Origin of the sequence: Aquidulcibacter paucihalophilus (assembly GCF_002105465.1) — a bacterium.
GTDB lineage: Bacteria > Pseudomonadota > Alphaproteobacteria > Caulobacterales > Aquidulcibacteraceae > Aquidulcibacter > Aquidulcibacter paucihalophilus.
Genome location: NZ_NCSQ01000022.1, coordinates 45019 through 60527, shown reverse-complemented (window position 1 = coordinate 60527; position 15509 = coordinate 45019). Strand labels below are relative to the sequence as shown.

The following is a 15509-nucleotide window of genomic DNA, read 5'->3' as shown; positions in this document are numbered from 1 at the left end:
GTTCATACCTCACCGGTATGTGGCCCTCGGCGAATGGGTACTAAGTTTCTGATGCTCAATCTTGTCAAGGTTGAAATGGGAGAAGTAGAGGATCCGAGGACGGTTCAAAGAGTTCGTGGCACTGCGCTTCTTAAGCGCTACCTAGAGCGCTTCATACCTGTGCTGTTGGTGTGTGGCCGCCACCCTGCCATCGTGGGGCGGAAAGTTTGCTGGCATGTTTATGCATGGAATACGCCAGCAGATCCAGGTTGGACCCTAGTTGGCCTTATGCGCTATCGGAGCCGGCGAGACATGATGCGCCTTGCCTTAGATCCAAACTTGATCGCAGTTCAGCCTTGGAAAATACTGGCCAGGTCAGTCACCTTCTCATTCCCAATCCACGGAGCGTTGAGCCTCTATTTGAGCCCACGTCAATGCGTTCTCCTTCTACTTACCTTGGCATCAGCGCCTTCTCAGTTAGCTTTCGGCTTTTGAGCGTTGAAATGGGGAAACTTCAGCCTGCCCCCAGCCATTAGGCTCTTGTAGTCAATGGTTGGTTCAGAGATAGCACGCCCGTTTAACTCCACATCCTGCATATCCAACCGCTCAACCAATAGAACCGTTCCGTTAGCCAAGTGAAGCGTTGCTTTGGGCGCAAGAGGGCGCCCCAAGGTGAATCGCCCACTCGCAGCTTCAACCGGATAGAAGCCCAAAGTTGCAAAGACATACCATGCGCTCATCTGCCCACAATCATCGTTACCAATAATGCCGTCTGGACGGTCCGAGTAAAAAGTTCGGGCAATCCGCTCGATCATCTTGTAGCCGCGCTCAGGTGAGTCACTATAGGCGTACAACCAAGCAATATGGTGGCTTGGCTCATTACCATGCGCATATTGTCCGATGAGCGCCTCTTGGCCCAGGTGTTTGTTATCGCCGAGCGATGGCAAGGAAAAAAACTGATCCAACCAACGCGATAAGCCACTTGATCCACCAACTAGCGCACGGAAGCCCTCTACATCATGAAGTGCTGGGGTGGCTGTGTACTGCCATGCATTGGCCTCTGTATAATCGCCTGGATTATTCATAGGCGAAGTGGGCACCAAAGGATCAAAAGGGGTTCGCCAGCCACCCGCCTTGTTACGAGCGCGCATTGTTTGCGTTGATGGATCGAATAAATGGCGATAACCGGCGGCCCGGACCTCAAATCTTTGAGCTATTTCATGCCTGCCTAAATGCCTCGCGACACGCGCCACTGCGTCGTCACCAATACCGTATTCTAGTGTCTTTGAAACTGCTTCACCCTCATTCAGATCATAAGGCAGATAGCCAAACTCTTCGTAAGCCCGCCAGTCACGTTGTGCCCATGCGGGTGCACCAGGTCGCGGATCAGTTGAGGTAGCAATCATCGCCGCTAGCGCTTCGGTCTTATCAAAGCCTTGAAACCCCTTTGCCACCGCATCAGCGATAACAGGCAATGCTGGATTGCCGATCATGGTCCAAGTCTCGCGTCCCCAGGCAGTCCAAAGAGGCAAATAGCCTTGGGCACGATGATGCTCAATCATAGTCTGAATCATTCCATCGACGCGTTCGGGTACGATCAAGGTAAACAGGGGATGGACACCTCGGAACGTGTCCCAGAGAGACATAGTGCTATAGTAGTGCCCCGTTTTTGCATTGATGATTTGGCCGGTCGGACCTCGTACCCGTCCGTCCACATCAGCAATATCGCTTGGATGGATCAAGGTTCGATAAAGGGCAGAATAGAAGATTCGTTTCTCCCTATCGCTGCCTTCGATCTCAATTCTCTGCAGCAAGGTGCTCCACTGGCTACGAGCAGACTGCACGACAACGTCAAAACGTGGCTGCCCAAAAGCAGCAAGATTGGCACGGGCCCCAGCCACATCCACAGTCGACAGGGCAATGCGCGCCTCTAAAGTTCTACTCTGTCTAAGGTCAAACTCCAGAATCAAGCGCGGGGCTTGGTCTCCAGGGCGGGTTGGCAAAGTTATGACATTCGAAATCGGCCGGCTAAAACGTACAATAAAGGATGCCTCACGCTCAACCCAGTTTTTGGACCAAACAGTGCCACTGATTTCACCACGCACAGCATCCGTTTTCACTTCCGACTTCAAAACTCTTGGGCCATCGCCAAACAAAATACCGTGCTGCAGGTCGAGAAGAACCTGCACCTTGCCCGAATGGTCAAAGCGATAGCGCTGAATTGCGACGCGTTGGCCGACTGTGAGCTCTACACGAACGCCATGATCCTTCAAAGTTACAGCATAATAGCCAGGGCTTGCTTTCTCGGTTACCTTGTCGAAGGAACTACGAAAATTGACAGTTTTTCGGGTCCATCTAGTTCCTGATGAGGGCTGGAGCAAAACGTCGCCAAGCTCACCAATACCCGCCCCGCTGATATGCGTGTTGGAAAAACCAAGGATCGAGCGCCCTTGATACTGGTAGCCACTTGAGTAGCTCCAACCCCGATCCTCCATATCAGGACCTGGCGCAACCATGCCAAACGGTACGACCGCGCCTGGAAAGACATGGCCGGTGCCATCTGTTCCGATGAACGGATCTACATAATTCAATGGCTGCTTCTCTAACGCCTCGACTGGCGTGACCATTATCCATGTCACAAATCCAAACAGCCAAAAGATAAGTCGCTTAAGTGCTCGCATTTGCAGCCACCCCTTTGCCTATTTTGGCGAAAAACAAGAGCGTACGATGCAAGTTGGACTTCCAATAGTCCCAATCATGGCCGCCAGAAAGTTCCTCAAAGATATGTATCAGGCCATGGCTTGCCATTTTATGGTGGAGTTCTCGGTTTGCAGGGAGAAGGGCGTCCTCTGTGCCACAATCGAAGCGGATGGAGGGTAGTTTTACATGAGCCGATTGCATGGCTGCAAATATGTCTTGGTCGCTTGGATTAGAACTCCACCCGGCGGTGTCCTCTTCAATCAGCTGGGTCAATTGGGCAACGTTAGTCACTGCCGAATGCGCGCTGATAGCCCTATAAGCATTGGGAAATTTGGCGCCAAGGCGAAGGGCCGCAAAGCCACCCATGGACAGTCCGGCCAAAAATCGGGGCGAGCCAGAACTGCAGGCCGATGTTAGTGCGTAAGCGATTGTTGGAACTTCCTCTAAAATCCATTTCTCATAATCAGCATCGGCATGCTTAATATAGCCAGACCCATCCCCCCAAAGACCATCGGATGGCATAAGGAGCACCATGGGCGGGATCAATTTCTGCGATATTAGCGCTCGCGCGGTCAGGTGCGCTTCACCTTTAAATGCCCAAGCCCAATGAGAACTGAAAACACCATGCAACAATGTAACAACTGGAGCGTCCGCCCATGCCTCAAGACCTTCGGGAATAAAAACTGTGACATCTGCCCGCCTGCCTAAGGCTTTACTTTTAACGGTGACATGAGACAGCCCAAATGTATCTGCTTTTAATTCCGCATTCTCAAAAGTTCTAAACATGGGCTCTGCCATTCTCAAAGATAACGACACCCTTTGCAGTGCGGCCTGCCAACATATCGTCGATGGCGTCACTAAGAGCTTCGAGACGATAGGTTTTGGAGATCATTGTCGATAAATGAAGCGTACCTTCAGCTGCCCAGTGCATCAAGCGAGGAAAGTCCCGATCAGGGACGCAGCCGCCATAAAGCGGAGTTACATACCGCTTATCCCACCAGAACATAGGCATTGGGACCTCAACTGGCCCATGGGCCCCACTTACTTGGACGGCCATCCCGCCATTGCGAATGAGTTTCAACGGCAAAAATGCTAACGCTGCAACACCTGTGGCTTCGAACGCAAAATCCACGCCGCGTCCCGCTGTCTTGGCTTTAACCTGTGCGGCCAGGTCATCATGATTGGAGTCCAATGGATCGACAAGGATAAGGTCTGTGGCCCCCATCTTGCGTGCGCGGTTCAAGCTTTCCTGCCGAAGGTCAATCGCTATAATCTTGCTGACACCGGCCAAGCGTGCACCCTGCACAACCGAAAGACCCACCCCACCACAGCCAACAATTGCGAGTGTATCGCTGGGACTTGGTTGCGCGACATTCAGAACAGAGCCCACGCCCGTCATAACGCCACAGCCCAGAATACAGGCATGCTCGACAGGAATTTCCGGCAAAAGTGGGGTTACAGCCGACCGGCGAACCAAGGTAAACTCTGAGAATGTGCCAAGATTAAAGGCACGCTCAATAGCTTGGTCCTGCCAAATGGTATGCCCTTGTCCAGCGCGACTTGTTCCGTAGGTTTCAGGATCAACCCCATGTGAACGCTCGCAGATGTTGGCGTGACCAGTTTCGCATTGCTTGCAGCGACCACAAGGTATTGCCCAGTTCAGCAGAACAGGAGTGCCAATTTCCAAATCAAAAACATCAGGTCCAACGGCTTCGACCCAACCGGCTCCTTCATGTCCGGCCACAAGGGGTCCCTCCCAAGATAGAGAAGCGTAGTCTGTATGGCATATACCGGAGGCACCAAGTGCTACCCTTACTTCGTCCCCAATTGGCGCCCGGACAGATACATAATCCAAAGCAAATCCGCCGCGGCCATCGGTAATCGCGGCCAGCCCCTTGCGGCTGCTTGTTTGGCTCGAACTCAGCATGTTGCACGCTCGTAGATTATGGGGTTTTTTGGTGTTTGGATGATTTCGCCAATGCGTGCGCCCGGACACCATTGGACCCAGTCCCCTTCTTGGATACCGTTTGTTGGCTTTTGCAGCACCATGTCTACATCCATGTAGATTATGGTCATCACACTTCGCGGCTTAGTGGAGACATTTGGTCCGGCCTTGTGGAACGTCCAACCCAAGTGAAAGCTGACATCGCCAAGCCCATACGGATTCTGGATTAACGGGAAGCGACGTGCTTCCATCATCGCTGTAATGGCGGCTTCGCTTTCATCGGAAATGCCGAGGTCTCGACCAAATGCTTCATGTTGACTACCGGCGTAAAAACTAAGCGGACCCATTTCTGCGGGGACGTCCTGTAATGGAATCCAAGCGGTAATTGTGCGGTCACTTGAAAGTGGCCAGTAATACTGATCTGCGTGCGCAGGCGTGATCCCACCACCAGGCTCTTTGTAGAGCGACTGATCATGATAAAGACGCACACCGCGTACACCCATCAGTTCTGTAGCGATACGACCCAAAGTTTTACCAAGAAGGAAAGCCTTTACACGCTCGCTTTGTTCCCACAGATTCATAACTTGTAAGAAGGCGCGATCATACGTCGTTCGCTCCTGCAGTGGTTTAGTCTGGGTGTTGAGCGTGATGGTCAATTTTGTGATCTCGCGACCATACTCAGCCAATACAGCTGGCGACATTACCGATTTCAAATGGATGAAGCCGTCTTTCTCAAACTTTTGGAGCTGTTCTGGCTTCAGGGCAAAGGGACGATCGAGATCAGGGTTGAGAACAAGACTCATGGACAGAATCCTTGGCTAGATAGCGAGGGAAGAGAGACCAGAAAGGCCGATACCGGACCGAGCAAGATTTCATTCCTGTCGAGCGATACTTTGCCGACAGTCAAAGCCGGTTGCTCAAGCAGCGACTTGGGAGCGGGGACTTTTTGACTCTGGCCTGAGAAATTGAAGCCCGCCAGGCAAGTTTCACCAGAATAACTGCGGGAAAAGATGAGACAGGAGTCATCCTCGTGAAGTACTTCGAAATCGCCGTGGCGCAAAGCAGCACTCGACTGGCGTAATCCAATAGCACGCTTCGCAAAAGCCAATACCGAGGCTCGATTCTTGGCTTGAAGGTTGATGCTATGGTCCCTATGTCCTTCTATAACTGGCAACCAAGGCTTCATGTCTGAAAAGCCCAAAAAGGCTTGATCATGGAGCCACGGCAGAACAGTCCTGCAACCGTCACGGCCTTTGTTAGCAGGCCAATTGGCAATCCCGAGTGGATCTTTTAAGTCCTCAAATCTGATTTCTGCTTGAGTAAGTCCTAACTCCTCCCCTTGATACAGAAAAATTGTGCCACGCAGAGCAAGGAGGAGTGCTAAAGCGAATTGAGCGACTTGATCTGATGGTGCATCGAGCTCCCATCGGCTGGCCACCCGCTCGCAGTCGTGATTGCTCAACGCCCAAGACGGCCAAGCTAGTGTGCCTAGCCCTTTAGTCCATGGTACCATCGCTTCGGTGAAGTGTCTCGGGTCAGCGCGATTGCTCAATAGCTGAAATGAATAGGCGGTATGTAGATGATCTGATCCGGCCGTGTATTCAATCATACGAGCGAGATTGTCATCGGAGCCAATTTCACCAACGACAAAGCTACCTGGAAACTCGTTCAACAATCCTCGAATTTGCTTCAGGAAAGGCAGATTTTCAGGCTGACAGACATTATATATGTGCCGCTGCATCGTGACCGGACTCTCCCCGGTCTTTGGCGGATTATTGCGAAGCTGCTTGTCGTGAAAGTAGTAGTTCACCGTGTCCAACCGGAAGCCATCAACACCACGTTCGAGCCAAAACCGCCCTATATCCAAAATGGCTTCCTGAACCTCTTGGCAATGAAAATTCAAGTCGGGCATCTGGGGTAGAAAGTTATGCAAATAGTATTGGCCGCGACGGGGTTCCCAAGTCCATGTGCCGCCGCCCATCCAGCTCTGCCAATTCGTCGGGCAGGATCCATCACACAGTGGTTCGGCCCAAACATACCAATCCGCCCTCGGATTTGTGCGACTTTGACGGCTTTCCTGAAACCACGCATGTTCAATCGCCGTGTGCGACCAGACCTGATCGATGATTACCCTTAGACCGAGAGAATGCGCTTTGGCGATCAGAGCGTCAAAATCTGACATGTTCCCGAACATAGGATCGATGGCGCAATGGTCACTGACGTCATAGCCAAAGTCCCGCTGGGGTGAGGCAAAAAATGGAGACAACCAGATTCCATCTACTCCAAGCTCTGCGACATAGTCGAGCTTGGAGGTTGCCCCCTTTAAATCGCCAATCCCATCGCCGTTTGAATCGGCAAAGCTTCGTGGATAGATTTGATATAGCGTTGCGCCACGCCACCAATTAGCATCAGAAAGTTGCATCGTTTTGTTTAATTCGGTTACTTTGACCATGCTGAATTAGCGTGACCTGACCAGCATAGGGACTTCACCCCTGGCACGTCACAAACAATGCCATCATCAGACACGCGAAAAACTATCGCGAACTTGACCCATTGGCCCGGTAGGTTATCCGCGCTGGTTCTTCAGGAAGACTTGCGACTGAAAATCAAGATATTTGGATGCAGCGAATAAGTGGCCCTACGGCCTTAAATTTGTCTCCAATATCAAAAGGAGGTGAATAACAGTTCAGATAGGCGGTTTTCACTTGGCGCGGCCAATGCATAAACCATTAATACACCAGTTTCTGCTTATCTACCCTTTACTACGTAAAGGTAACGGCCAGCTGTGTTGTTTTCAAGGGGACAGAGAACTAGGCGGCGCGGGGATCGCGGCAATTTAGCCGTGGTAACCGGCCTTATTGCGGTCCCTGTGGCCATGATTGTAGTGATTACAATTGAGATGGTGTCGCTTAGTAGCGAGAAAGCGAGAATGCAAGCTGCTGTCGATGCCGCCGCTCTCGCTGGTGCTCGCGAACTGGCCGTTGCTGGTGGCTCAGCCCGGAATGCCAATGGCTTTGCGGAAACGTTCGCGATGAACCAAGTCTCTGATTTGTCTCCGCGAATAGCCATGACCTTTAACGCAAGCCAGAATTCCAATGGTGGATTCCAAGTTAACGGAGTCGGGCTACGCGGCTCATTTTTCGGCAATATGGTTCCCCCCGGGGGCTTCAGAATCGAAGTGAGCGCGACTGCGGAGGCACTGAACCAACAGCCACTTTGCATATTGGCCCTCCCAGAGAATGAAGGCGACGACGAGCTTGTAGGCTTGAGTGCATCAAACAACAGCGGCGTCCAAGCGAATAACTGCTTAGTACATTCGAACGGCTCTATGGCAACCAAAAACAGGGCAACGATCACTGCGGGAACGATTCAAGCATCGCGAAGCGCGATCGGAACAGGCTTTACGCCCGCAGCCAATAATGGCGCGCTACGCGTCGCAGACCCATTCAGGAGCAGAAGCATCAAGCGGATGAATGCTTGTGCTGGCACACCAATGGTTAACTTTGTCGTTAGCGGTACAATGAATGTTACCCTCCCAGCTGGCGTGCACAAGCGAAACGTCTTGGTATGGGGGAACGGCACTCTAACCCTAGGTCCGGGGGAACATTATTTTTGTTATGACTTTACTGTTCGAGGAAATGGCACCCTTCGTGGCGACAATGTCGTGATGATCTTTGATGAAGAAGAGACATTCCACGCGACAGAAAGTTCAACCATTTCTCTAACCGGCCGAACAACCGGTGATTGGGCTGGTTTTGTGATCGTCACAACGAGAGACAATGAGGAAGACATGGAGATATCCTCCAGCTTCGTCGACAGACTTCTGGGTACCATTTATTTGCCCAATGCCCAATTGCTGATTAATGCTGCGGGTTCTGTGGCTGAAGACTCCAAGTGGAGCGTCGTTGTTGCCAAGGACATAATTTTAGATCGAAATGCCCGGCTTGTTATCAATACAGATTATGTGGGATCTGGTGTTCCGGTTCCGATAGGCGTGGGTGACAAAAAGTTAAACGGCAACGGAACAAGATTGCGCCAATGATCTGTCCACGGAAGAAGGTCATAGAATTATCGCCAAAAGACTGTTGTGGCGCTGTTCCATCGGAGTGTCAGGCAAGTGCGTCTGCATCTGACGGATAAACCAAACCCGGGCTATGCTGCCAACACATCCAACGAATTGGCAATTCCCCTCTTGATTGCAGCATCTTCCTGAAGTGCATTTGTGAGCACTTATGCGCTCGGCGAGGGCTGAGCGAGCTTTAGGCTCCAAATCAAGGTCGACCGCAAATCCTCGCTCGGCCAGTTGGCGATTTAGTTCTGCCATGTGGTTTCAAGATTCGAACTACCGCCACGGTAGAGGCCTGGGCATGGCCAACAAGGCGATCTCTTAGACCTGCACTCTGACCAATGTGTTTGGCGTGTTAACCAGAATATTGATTTTTTGACTGTTTCTGACTGCACAAAAGTGATTTTTTCTGGCCTAATAGGCCTTTTTCAAAAAATTTTATTGAATGGCTTAGTTACTCCTTCACCCCCTGTTACTAGTGAGAACACTTTGGTCCTTGCTTTTTTGCGCATTGGGAACAGGCTGGTCTATGTCTGGAGTTCGTAACCTAGCTGCTTTGGCAACTTCAGCCTCGACAAGTCGCGTGCTGAATCTAAACCTGGTTGCGAAACGCTACCCAGACGATCCAATGCGTAAAAAGGCACCTCTGTTTACCGATGATCTTCTAAACCGTTCGATCTTAGTTAAGCATAGGCTTCGACGAGACGAAGGGTATTTGTTGCCGAACTCCGCTGCGGTTGCCACCAAGATCATTTTTCCTTTGGATTTTGACGACCTCGAACTCGGCGGACGTTCGATATTCGTAAACCAGAAAGGCTTCCGCCAGGCCATTTGCGATTTGGTTGGTTATCGCGAGTTGGAGCTGGAGAAGGACTTCCTTGTGCTATCCTTGCTCAACGAATTGCCCTCCCTCGATCCATTTTTGGTCCGGGAACAGTTGCGTAGAAACCACCACCAGCCAGCAGACTGCTATTTTTCGATCTCTCCTGCTGACACAAGTCGCATGCAGAGCTTCACGAATGCTGAGATGGCCCCTCTGATCCGCATGGCGTTCCAAACAAAGGCGGGCGCAACTAGTGCTGGTCTGGTTGGAAAGTTGGCTGATGCCCTTCTTTCTGCGAATGCGGATACGCGACTCGACCCTTTGAGAGAGACCCTAGGTCTGCATGGCGATCAGTTCACCCAAGGCATCTTCAGCTGGAAGGGGTTCATTTATTACAAATGGCAATTCTCTGAAATGATTCAAAGCCTCATCCGGGTTACCCAAGAGATGGAACATATCAAGCCATCAGGCCGGAATGACGCTGCAACGCGTGAGGAAATTCGGGCTTTGAAGGCCTCTATCCGAAAACGGATCCGCGAAGCCGCCCGAAACTGCAGTCGAGTCTTGGCCCTCTATGATGATGCTTTTGCAGACCTTGTGCACCGAGGCAATACGGCGGCCTTCCGCCGCTTTCTTTTAGAGGCACCTATATTCTTTTTGGACCTCGGACATTCTATGGGCATGATTTCGCACATCTCGTCCTTTTGGGGTTACCGGTTTAAGGGCGGCTCAGCCGATTTACCAACCGCAGAAGAGTTTCGCGACATTTTGGTTGAGTTTGAGACCGGGCTTGCCCCGCGGCAATCCTATTCCCAACCATGGTGAACTAACGACCTAGCGCTTGCTCGGTGTGACTGGGTTCACATCATAGGCGGCCAAAGTCGCCAAGGTCACAATTTCAGACACTGGAGCCGAAAGCGAACAGATTTGCACAGGGTGCCTCAGGCCAACAATCATGGGTCCCAATACAGTCGCTCCACCCAAAAACTCCACCAGATCTGTTGAAATGCGGGCCGAGTGAATAGCTGGCATCACCAAAACATTGGCAGGACCTGACAACCTCGAGAAAGGATAAAGGCGATGTGAGTCAGCGCTCAGCGCCACACCAACTGACATTTCCCCCTCATATTCGAAGTCAATTTCTTCCATCCGGTCCAAGATAGCTGTTGCCTCACGGCATTTCTCGGAGCGCTCACCCATAGGGCGACCAAACGTGGAATAGGCCACAAAGGCAACACGGGGGACGAAACCCAAACGCTTAGCAGCGCCAGCTGCTTGAATCGCAATGCGCGCCAGATCTTCAGCGTTCGGCATTTCGGTCACGTTGGTGTCGGCGACAAAAATGGTTCGGCCCTTAGAAATCAAAACTGAAAGGCCGATTGGCTTAGTCCGAGGAGGCGCGTCAATCGCCAACATCACCTCGCCAAGCGCTTGGTCGGTCGTCCGAGTAGTCCCTGTAACCATTCCATCTGCATCACCCATTGCCACCATTGTTGCAGCGAATACGTTTCGATCTTGATTGATCATGCGCTGGCAATCACGCAACAAATACCCACGACGCTGCAGACGGCGATAGAGATAATCTGTATAATCAACGTTGCGATCAGAAAGGCGGGCATTGAATATCTGGAGGCCAGAGTCTTCAGGCACACCCACCAGTGACTTATTGCGCCGGACTTGTTCTTCGCGGCCAATCAAAATGGCCTTGCCCATTTCCAATTGTTCAAATTGATACGCAGCGCGGATCACTGCGGGGTCTTCGCCCTCTGCGAACACAATTGTCTTCGGGTTGGCACGAACTGTCTCCTGCAGACTTTGCAGTAACGAAGCTGTAGGATCAAGGCGCTGGGCCAATCGATCTCGATAGGCACCCATATCCTCAATCGGTTTTCGGGCTACCCCGGTGTCCATCGCAGCTTGCGCCACTGCTGGTGGGATAGCCGCGATCAAGCGCGGGTCAAATGGTGTCGGAATGATGTAGCCTGGACCGAACTTTAATTGGCGGCCATGATAAGCGGCCATCACTTCATCCGGCACATCCTCGCGTGCAAGCTCTGCCAAGGCTCGAGCCGCTGCCAGCTTCATTTCCTCGTTAATGGTTCTCGCGCGGACGTCGAGTGCACCGCGGAATATATATGGAAAGCCCAAAACATTGTTGACTTGGTTCGCATAGTCGGAACGGCCCGTAGCGATGATCGCGTCAGATCTAACTTCCATAATCTCTTCTGGGCGAATTTCAGGATCGGGATTGGCCATGGCAAAAATAATCGGATTTGGAGCCATGCTTGCTACCATGGCTTGGCTCACCGCGCCCTTGGCAGATAGGCCCAAGAAACAGTCAGCACCCCTCATCGCCTCTTCCAAAGTCCGAAGCGGGGTGTCGACCGCATGCGCTGACTTGAACTGATCCATGCCCTTTTCGCGACCGCGATAGACAACGCCATCTCTGTCACAAACAATGACATTTTGATGTGGCACGCCCAGTGTTTTGATCAAGGAAATGCATGATAGGCCAGCAGCGCCAGCGCCAGATACAACGACTTTGAGGTCTTTGAAGTCACGCCCCGTAATCTCACACGCATTAATCAGGCCGGCTGCAGCGATAATGGCGGTACCATGTTGGTCGTCATGAAAGACCGGAATGTCGCATAATTCTTTGAGGCGACTCTCAATGATAAAGCACTCAGGACTTTTTATGTCTTCTAGATTAATTCCACCGAAGGTGCAGGAGATATTTCGGACTGTCGTGATGATTTCCTCGGAATCCATTGAATCCAGCTCGATGTCGATGGAATCAATGTCGGCAAAGCGTTTAAAGAGGACGGATTTCCCTTCCATCACTGGCTTTGATGCCAGCGCGCCGAGATTACCCAAACCCAAGATTGCCGTACCATTTGAGATAACGGCGACCAAATTGCCCTTTGATGTATAGTCATAGGCTGTGTCGGGATCTTTTGAGATCGCCAGCACAGGCACCGCAACGCCGGGAGAATAGGCAAGCGACAAATCACGCTGAGTTGCCATAGGCTTCGACGCAACTACAGATATCTTACCCGGCGTTGGCAGGCTGTGGAAATCGAGAGCCTCTTGGTCTGTGAAAGTCTTGCGCTCACTGCTCATCAGATGTTTTTCGTCCTACGCTGTCCTATTTGATCCTTGCTAGACTGGGCCGAGCGTTCGATCAACGTGTGTCTACTTTGAAAACAGTCTTTGACACTTTGCCAGCAAAAGAATCCGCAGCTAAACCCTTCTGATGATACCCTCTGGAACCACACCCGTCATGGCGCAGTATCTGGCCGCCAAAGAACAGCATCGCGATGCTTTGCTATTTTTTCGCATGGGTGATTTCTACGAACTTTTCTTCGAAGATGCCAAAGCCGCAGCTTCAGCGCTCGATATTGCGTTGACCAAGAGGGGTCAACATCTGGGGGAGGATATCGCGATGGCAGGGGTTCCGGCCCATTCTGCTGACGCATACATCGCAAAATTGGTCAAAAAAGGCTTCAAAATCGCGATTTGTGATCAAACCGAAGATGCTGCCGAAGCACGCAAGCGCGGCTCCAAATCGGTAGTGCGGCGGGATGTGGTTCGTATCATTACCCCAGGCACATTGACTGAAGATGCTTTGCTGGACCCGCGTCACGCAAATAGACTAGCAGCACTGTCATACGCAGCAGGCGGGCTGGAAGCAGCTTTGGCCTGGGCCGATGTTTCGACTGGTGAATTTGCTGTGATGGAAGCCCCAGTCCAGCGCTTAATCGATGAAGCTTCGGCTTTATCAATTGGTGAGTTAGTAATTGTCGACAGCGATTTAAGCAAAGCCAGCGCAAAAGCCATTGCATCGGTTTCAGGTTCGGTTACGCCGCGCCCGGCCAAGACGGCTGACGCAAAGTCGGCGGCGCGTGCTTTGGAGCAGGGTTTCGGCGTTCAGACACTGGATGGTTTTGGCACTTTCGGCAAAGCTGAACTGATCGCGTTAGGTCTCATCTATGATTACATCAGTTTAACCCAAGCTGGGCTCGCCCCACGTTTGATGCCCCCCAAGCGGGTTGAGACTTCAGGCATCATGGCAATAGATGCGACAACGCGAGTAAGTTTAGAGCTAGATCGCTCACAACGCGGGACTCGGGAAGGCTCGTTGCTTGCCGCAATAGATCGCACCCGCACCGCTGCTGGTGGCCGTCTGCTGGCAGAGCGGCTTTGTCGACCTTTGCTCGATCTGCCTATTATTAAAGCTCGTCTAAACTCGATCGAATTTCTGGTCGGCGACAGCGATCAACGACGTGAGATACGCGAAACCTTAAGTCAAATCCCAGATGTTAGTCGGGCACTGTCTCGACTTGAACTGGGCCGAGGCGGGCCACGTGACTTAAGAGCGCTCGCGATCGCACTCGTTGAAGGGGCTCAAATTAGCGCACGTCTTGCGATTGATTTGCCCGAGGAACTGGCATTGGTACGGAGGCATCTTAGCCTAATACACCAGCCTGCCTTAGCTGCGTTGGCGCATAGACTAATGGCCATGATCATTCCAGAGCCTGGGCTCCTAACGCGTGATGGAGGTTTCGTCGCAGGAGGCTTTGATCCAGTTTTAGACGAAATTCGCCTGCTTTCGACGAATGCGAGACAAGTGGTTGCGAATCTTCAAGCAGAAGTATCGCAGCAATCAGGCCTGCCTCTAAAAATCCGAAACAACGCGGTCTTGGGATTTTTCATTGAAGCTACTCCCAAGCAAGCTGAAGCGCTGATGAGCCCGCCGCTCAATGCGCTCTTCATCCACCGCCAGACTACAGCCAGCGCAGTTCGCTTTACGAATCAAAGGCTGATGGAATTGGATGGTCAAATCGCACGGGCGTCAGAACGCGCGCTCGCCCGAGAGCTTGAGCTGTGGAACGAAGCCCTAGCAGAAGTGGTAGCCCACAGCGCAGGATTAAGGGATGTTGGCGATGCCCTAGCGACCTTGGACGTAGCCGCGGGGCTTGCCGAGTGGGCGGTAGAGGTAGACGCCTCGCGTCCGTTGTTGGATGAAGGTCTGAGCTTTTCGGTTCGCGGGGGGCGGCACCCAGTTGTCGAAGCAGCCCTGCGAAAATCAGGAGAGATCTTTACCGCAAATGCCTGCCATCTTGATGGTAGCGGCGCAGAAGCACCGCGACTAACCTTGATTACCGGCCCCAACATGGCTGGAAAATCAACCTATCTCAGGCAGAACGCGCTATTGGCAATTCTGGCCCAAGCAGGCAGTTTTGTGCCAGCTGAGTCTCTCCAAATGGGTCTTGTAGACCGGATTTTTTCCCGGGTCGGGGCATCTGACGACCTGACAAAAGGGCGATCAACGTTTATGGTCGAAATGGTTGAGACTGCAACAATTTTGAACCGCGCTGGCCCCCGCGCGTTTGTTATTCTCGATGAAATCGGACGAGGGACATCGACTTATGACGGCTTAGCGATTGCATGGGCAGTCGCAGAGCATCTGCATGAGTCCAATCAATGCCGCGCGCTATTTGCCACGCATTATCATGAGTTGACTGCTCTGGCAGAGCGTTTGCGTGCATGTGGCAATGCCAGCCTGCGCGCTAAGGAGTGGAAGGGCGAACTGGTCTTTCTGCATGAAGTGGTCGATGGAGCTGCAGACCGCTCGTACGGCGTACAGGTAGCTAAGCTTGCAGGTTTGCCCCCAAGTGCGGTTGCCCGAGCGAAATCAGTTTTGGCTAAGCTGGAGAAAACCCAAAACAATGGCGGCCCAAGCGCATTAAATGACCTGCCATTGTTTGCTGCATCCAACCCGGAGCCTGAAATCTCTGCGGTGCCGAATGCCGTGGAAAAAGCCTTGATGGACTTAGACCCAGACCAACTAACTCCCCGTGAGGCCTTGGACTTTGTCTATGCATTGAAAAAGATGCTCTAGCCTAACAAGTCGGTATTGTCGTGATTTTGTCACAATATTGAAGCGTGGATGTCATATCGGCAGACTAACGCACCATAAAATGCTCAAGCACCTC

9 protein-coding genes are annotated in these 15509 nt (G+C 52.0%); 3 read left to right on the top strand and 6 right to left on the bottom strand.

Features of this window, described 5'->3' with window-relative positions:
* Positions 1-452: 452 nt before the first annotated feature.
* Genes B7364_RS01735 through B7364_RS01715 form a run of 5 tightly spaced genes read right to left on the bottom strand, consistent with a single transcriptional unit; the run spans position 453 to position 7076 of the window.
* Positions 453-2606 carry a GH92 family glycosyl hydrolase gene (locus B7364_RS01735; protein WP_157893421.1) on the bottom strand — a complete coding sequence of 718 codons (2154 nt, stop codon included), beginning with the start codon at positions 2604-2606 and terminating at the stop codon, positions 453-455.
* A 40-nt stretch (positions 2607-2646) separates the two neighbouring features.
* The gene (locus B7364_RS01730) at positions 2647-3477 is read right to left on the bottom strand and encodes an alpha/beta hydrolase (RefSeq protein ID WP_085338216.1); all 831 of its coding nucleotides are present in this window, start codon (positions 3475-3477) and stop codon (positions 2647-2649) included.
* Positions 3458-4606: a zinc-binding dehydrogenase gene (locus B7364_RS01725; RefSeq protein WP_085338215.1), complete on the bottom strand. Its 1149-nt coding sequence runs from the start codon at positions 4604-4606 to the stop codon at positions 3458-3460. The genes B7364_RS01730 and B7364_RS01725 overlap by 20 nt, the downstream gene beginning before the upstream one ends.
* Complete coding sequence (locus B7364_RS01720; protein WP_085338214.1) at positions 4600-5427, bottom strand: phytanoyl-CoA dioxygenase family protein; 828 nt, start codon at positions 5425-5427, stop codon at positions 4600-4602. The genes B7364_RS01725 and B7364_RS01720 overlap by 7 nt, the downstream gene beginning before the upstream one ends.
* Positions 5424-7076, bottom strand: coding sequence for an alpha-glucosidase (locus B7364_RS01715; protein ID WP_085338213.1), 1653 nt, complete (start codon positions 7074-7076; stop codon positions 5424-5426). Before B7364_RS01715 ends, B7364_RS01720 begins: the two co-directional genes overlap by 4 nt.
* A gap of 333 nt (positions 7077-7409) precedes the next feature.
* On the opposite strand from B7364_RS01715, the gene B7364_RS01710 reads away from it, so the two are divergent.
* Positions 7410-8666: a pilus assembly protein TadG-related protein gene (locus B7364_RS01710; RefSeq protein WP_332835067.1), complete on the top strand. Its 1257-nt coding sequence runs from the start codon at positions 7410-7412 to the stop codon at positions 8664-8666.
* Between the two features lie 553 nt (positions 8667-9219).
* On the top strand, positions 9220-10338 hold the full coding sequence (locus B7364_RS01705; protein WP_085338211.1) for a hypothetical protein: 1119 nt from the start codon (positions 9220-9222) through the stop codon (positions 10336-10338).
* Between the two features lie 9 nt (positions 10339-10347).
* On the opposite strand, the gene B7364_RS01700 is transcribed toward B7364_RS01705, so the two are convergent.
* On the bottom strand, positions 10348-12633 hold the full coding sequence (locus tag B7364_RS01700; protein WP_085338210.1) for an NADP-dependent malic enzyme: 2286 nt from the start codon (positions 12631-12633) through the stop codon (positions 10348-10350).
* Positions 12634-12766: 133 nt separating this feature from the next.
* On the opposite strand from B7364_RS01700, the gene mutS reads away from it, so the two are divergent.
* Positions 12767-15415, top strand: a complete 2649-nt coding sequence (gene mutS, locus B7364_RS01695; RefSeq protein ID WP_085338209.1) for a DNA mismatch repair protein MutS — start codon at positions 12767-12769, stop codon at positions 15413-15415.
* The last annotated feature ends 94 nt before the right edge of the window (positions 15416-15509 follow it).

Excerpts from the sequence above, each read along its gene's own strand:
- B7364_RS01735 (WP_157893421.1), bottom strand. The coding sequence starts at position 2,606 with ATGGTCACGCCAGTCGAGGCGTTAGAGAAGCAGCCATTGAATTATGTA.
- B7364_RS01730 (WP_085338216.1), bottom strand. The coding sequence starts at position 3,477 with ATGGCAGAGCCCATGTTTAGAACTTTTGAGAATGCGGAATTAAAAGCA.
- B7364_RS01725 (WP_085338215.1), bottom strand. The coding sequence starts at position 4,606 with ATGCTGAGTTCGAGCCAAACAAGCAGCCGCAAGGGGCTGGCCGCGATT.
- B7364_RS01720 (WP_085338214.1), bottom strand. The coding sequence starts at position 5,427 with ATGAGTCTTGTTCTCAACCCTGATCTCGATCGTCCCTTTGCCCTGAAG.
- B7364_RS01715 (WP_085338213.1), bottom strand. The coding sequence starts at position 7,076 with ATGGTCAAAGTAACCGAATTAAACAAAACGATGCAACTTTCTGATGCT.
- B7364_RS01705 (WP_085338211.1), top strand. The coding sequence starts at position 9,220 with ATGTCTGGAGTTCGTAACCTAGCTGCTTTGGCAACTTCAGCCTCGACA.
- B7364_RS01700 (WP_085338210.1), bottom strand. The coding sequence starts at position 12,633 with ATGAGCAGTGAGCGCAAGACTTTCACAGACCAAGAGGCTCTCGATTTC.
- mutS (WP_085338209.1), top strand. The coding sequence starts at position 12,767 with ATGATACCCTCTGGAACCACACCCGTCATGGCGCAGTATCTGGCCGCC.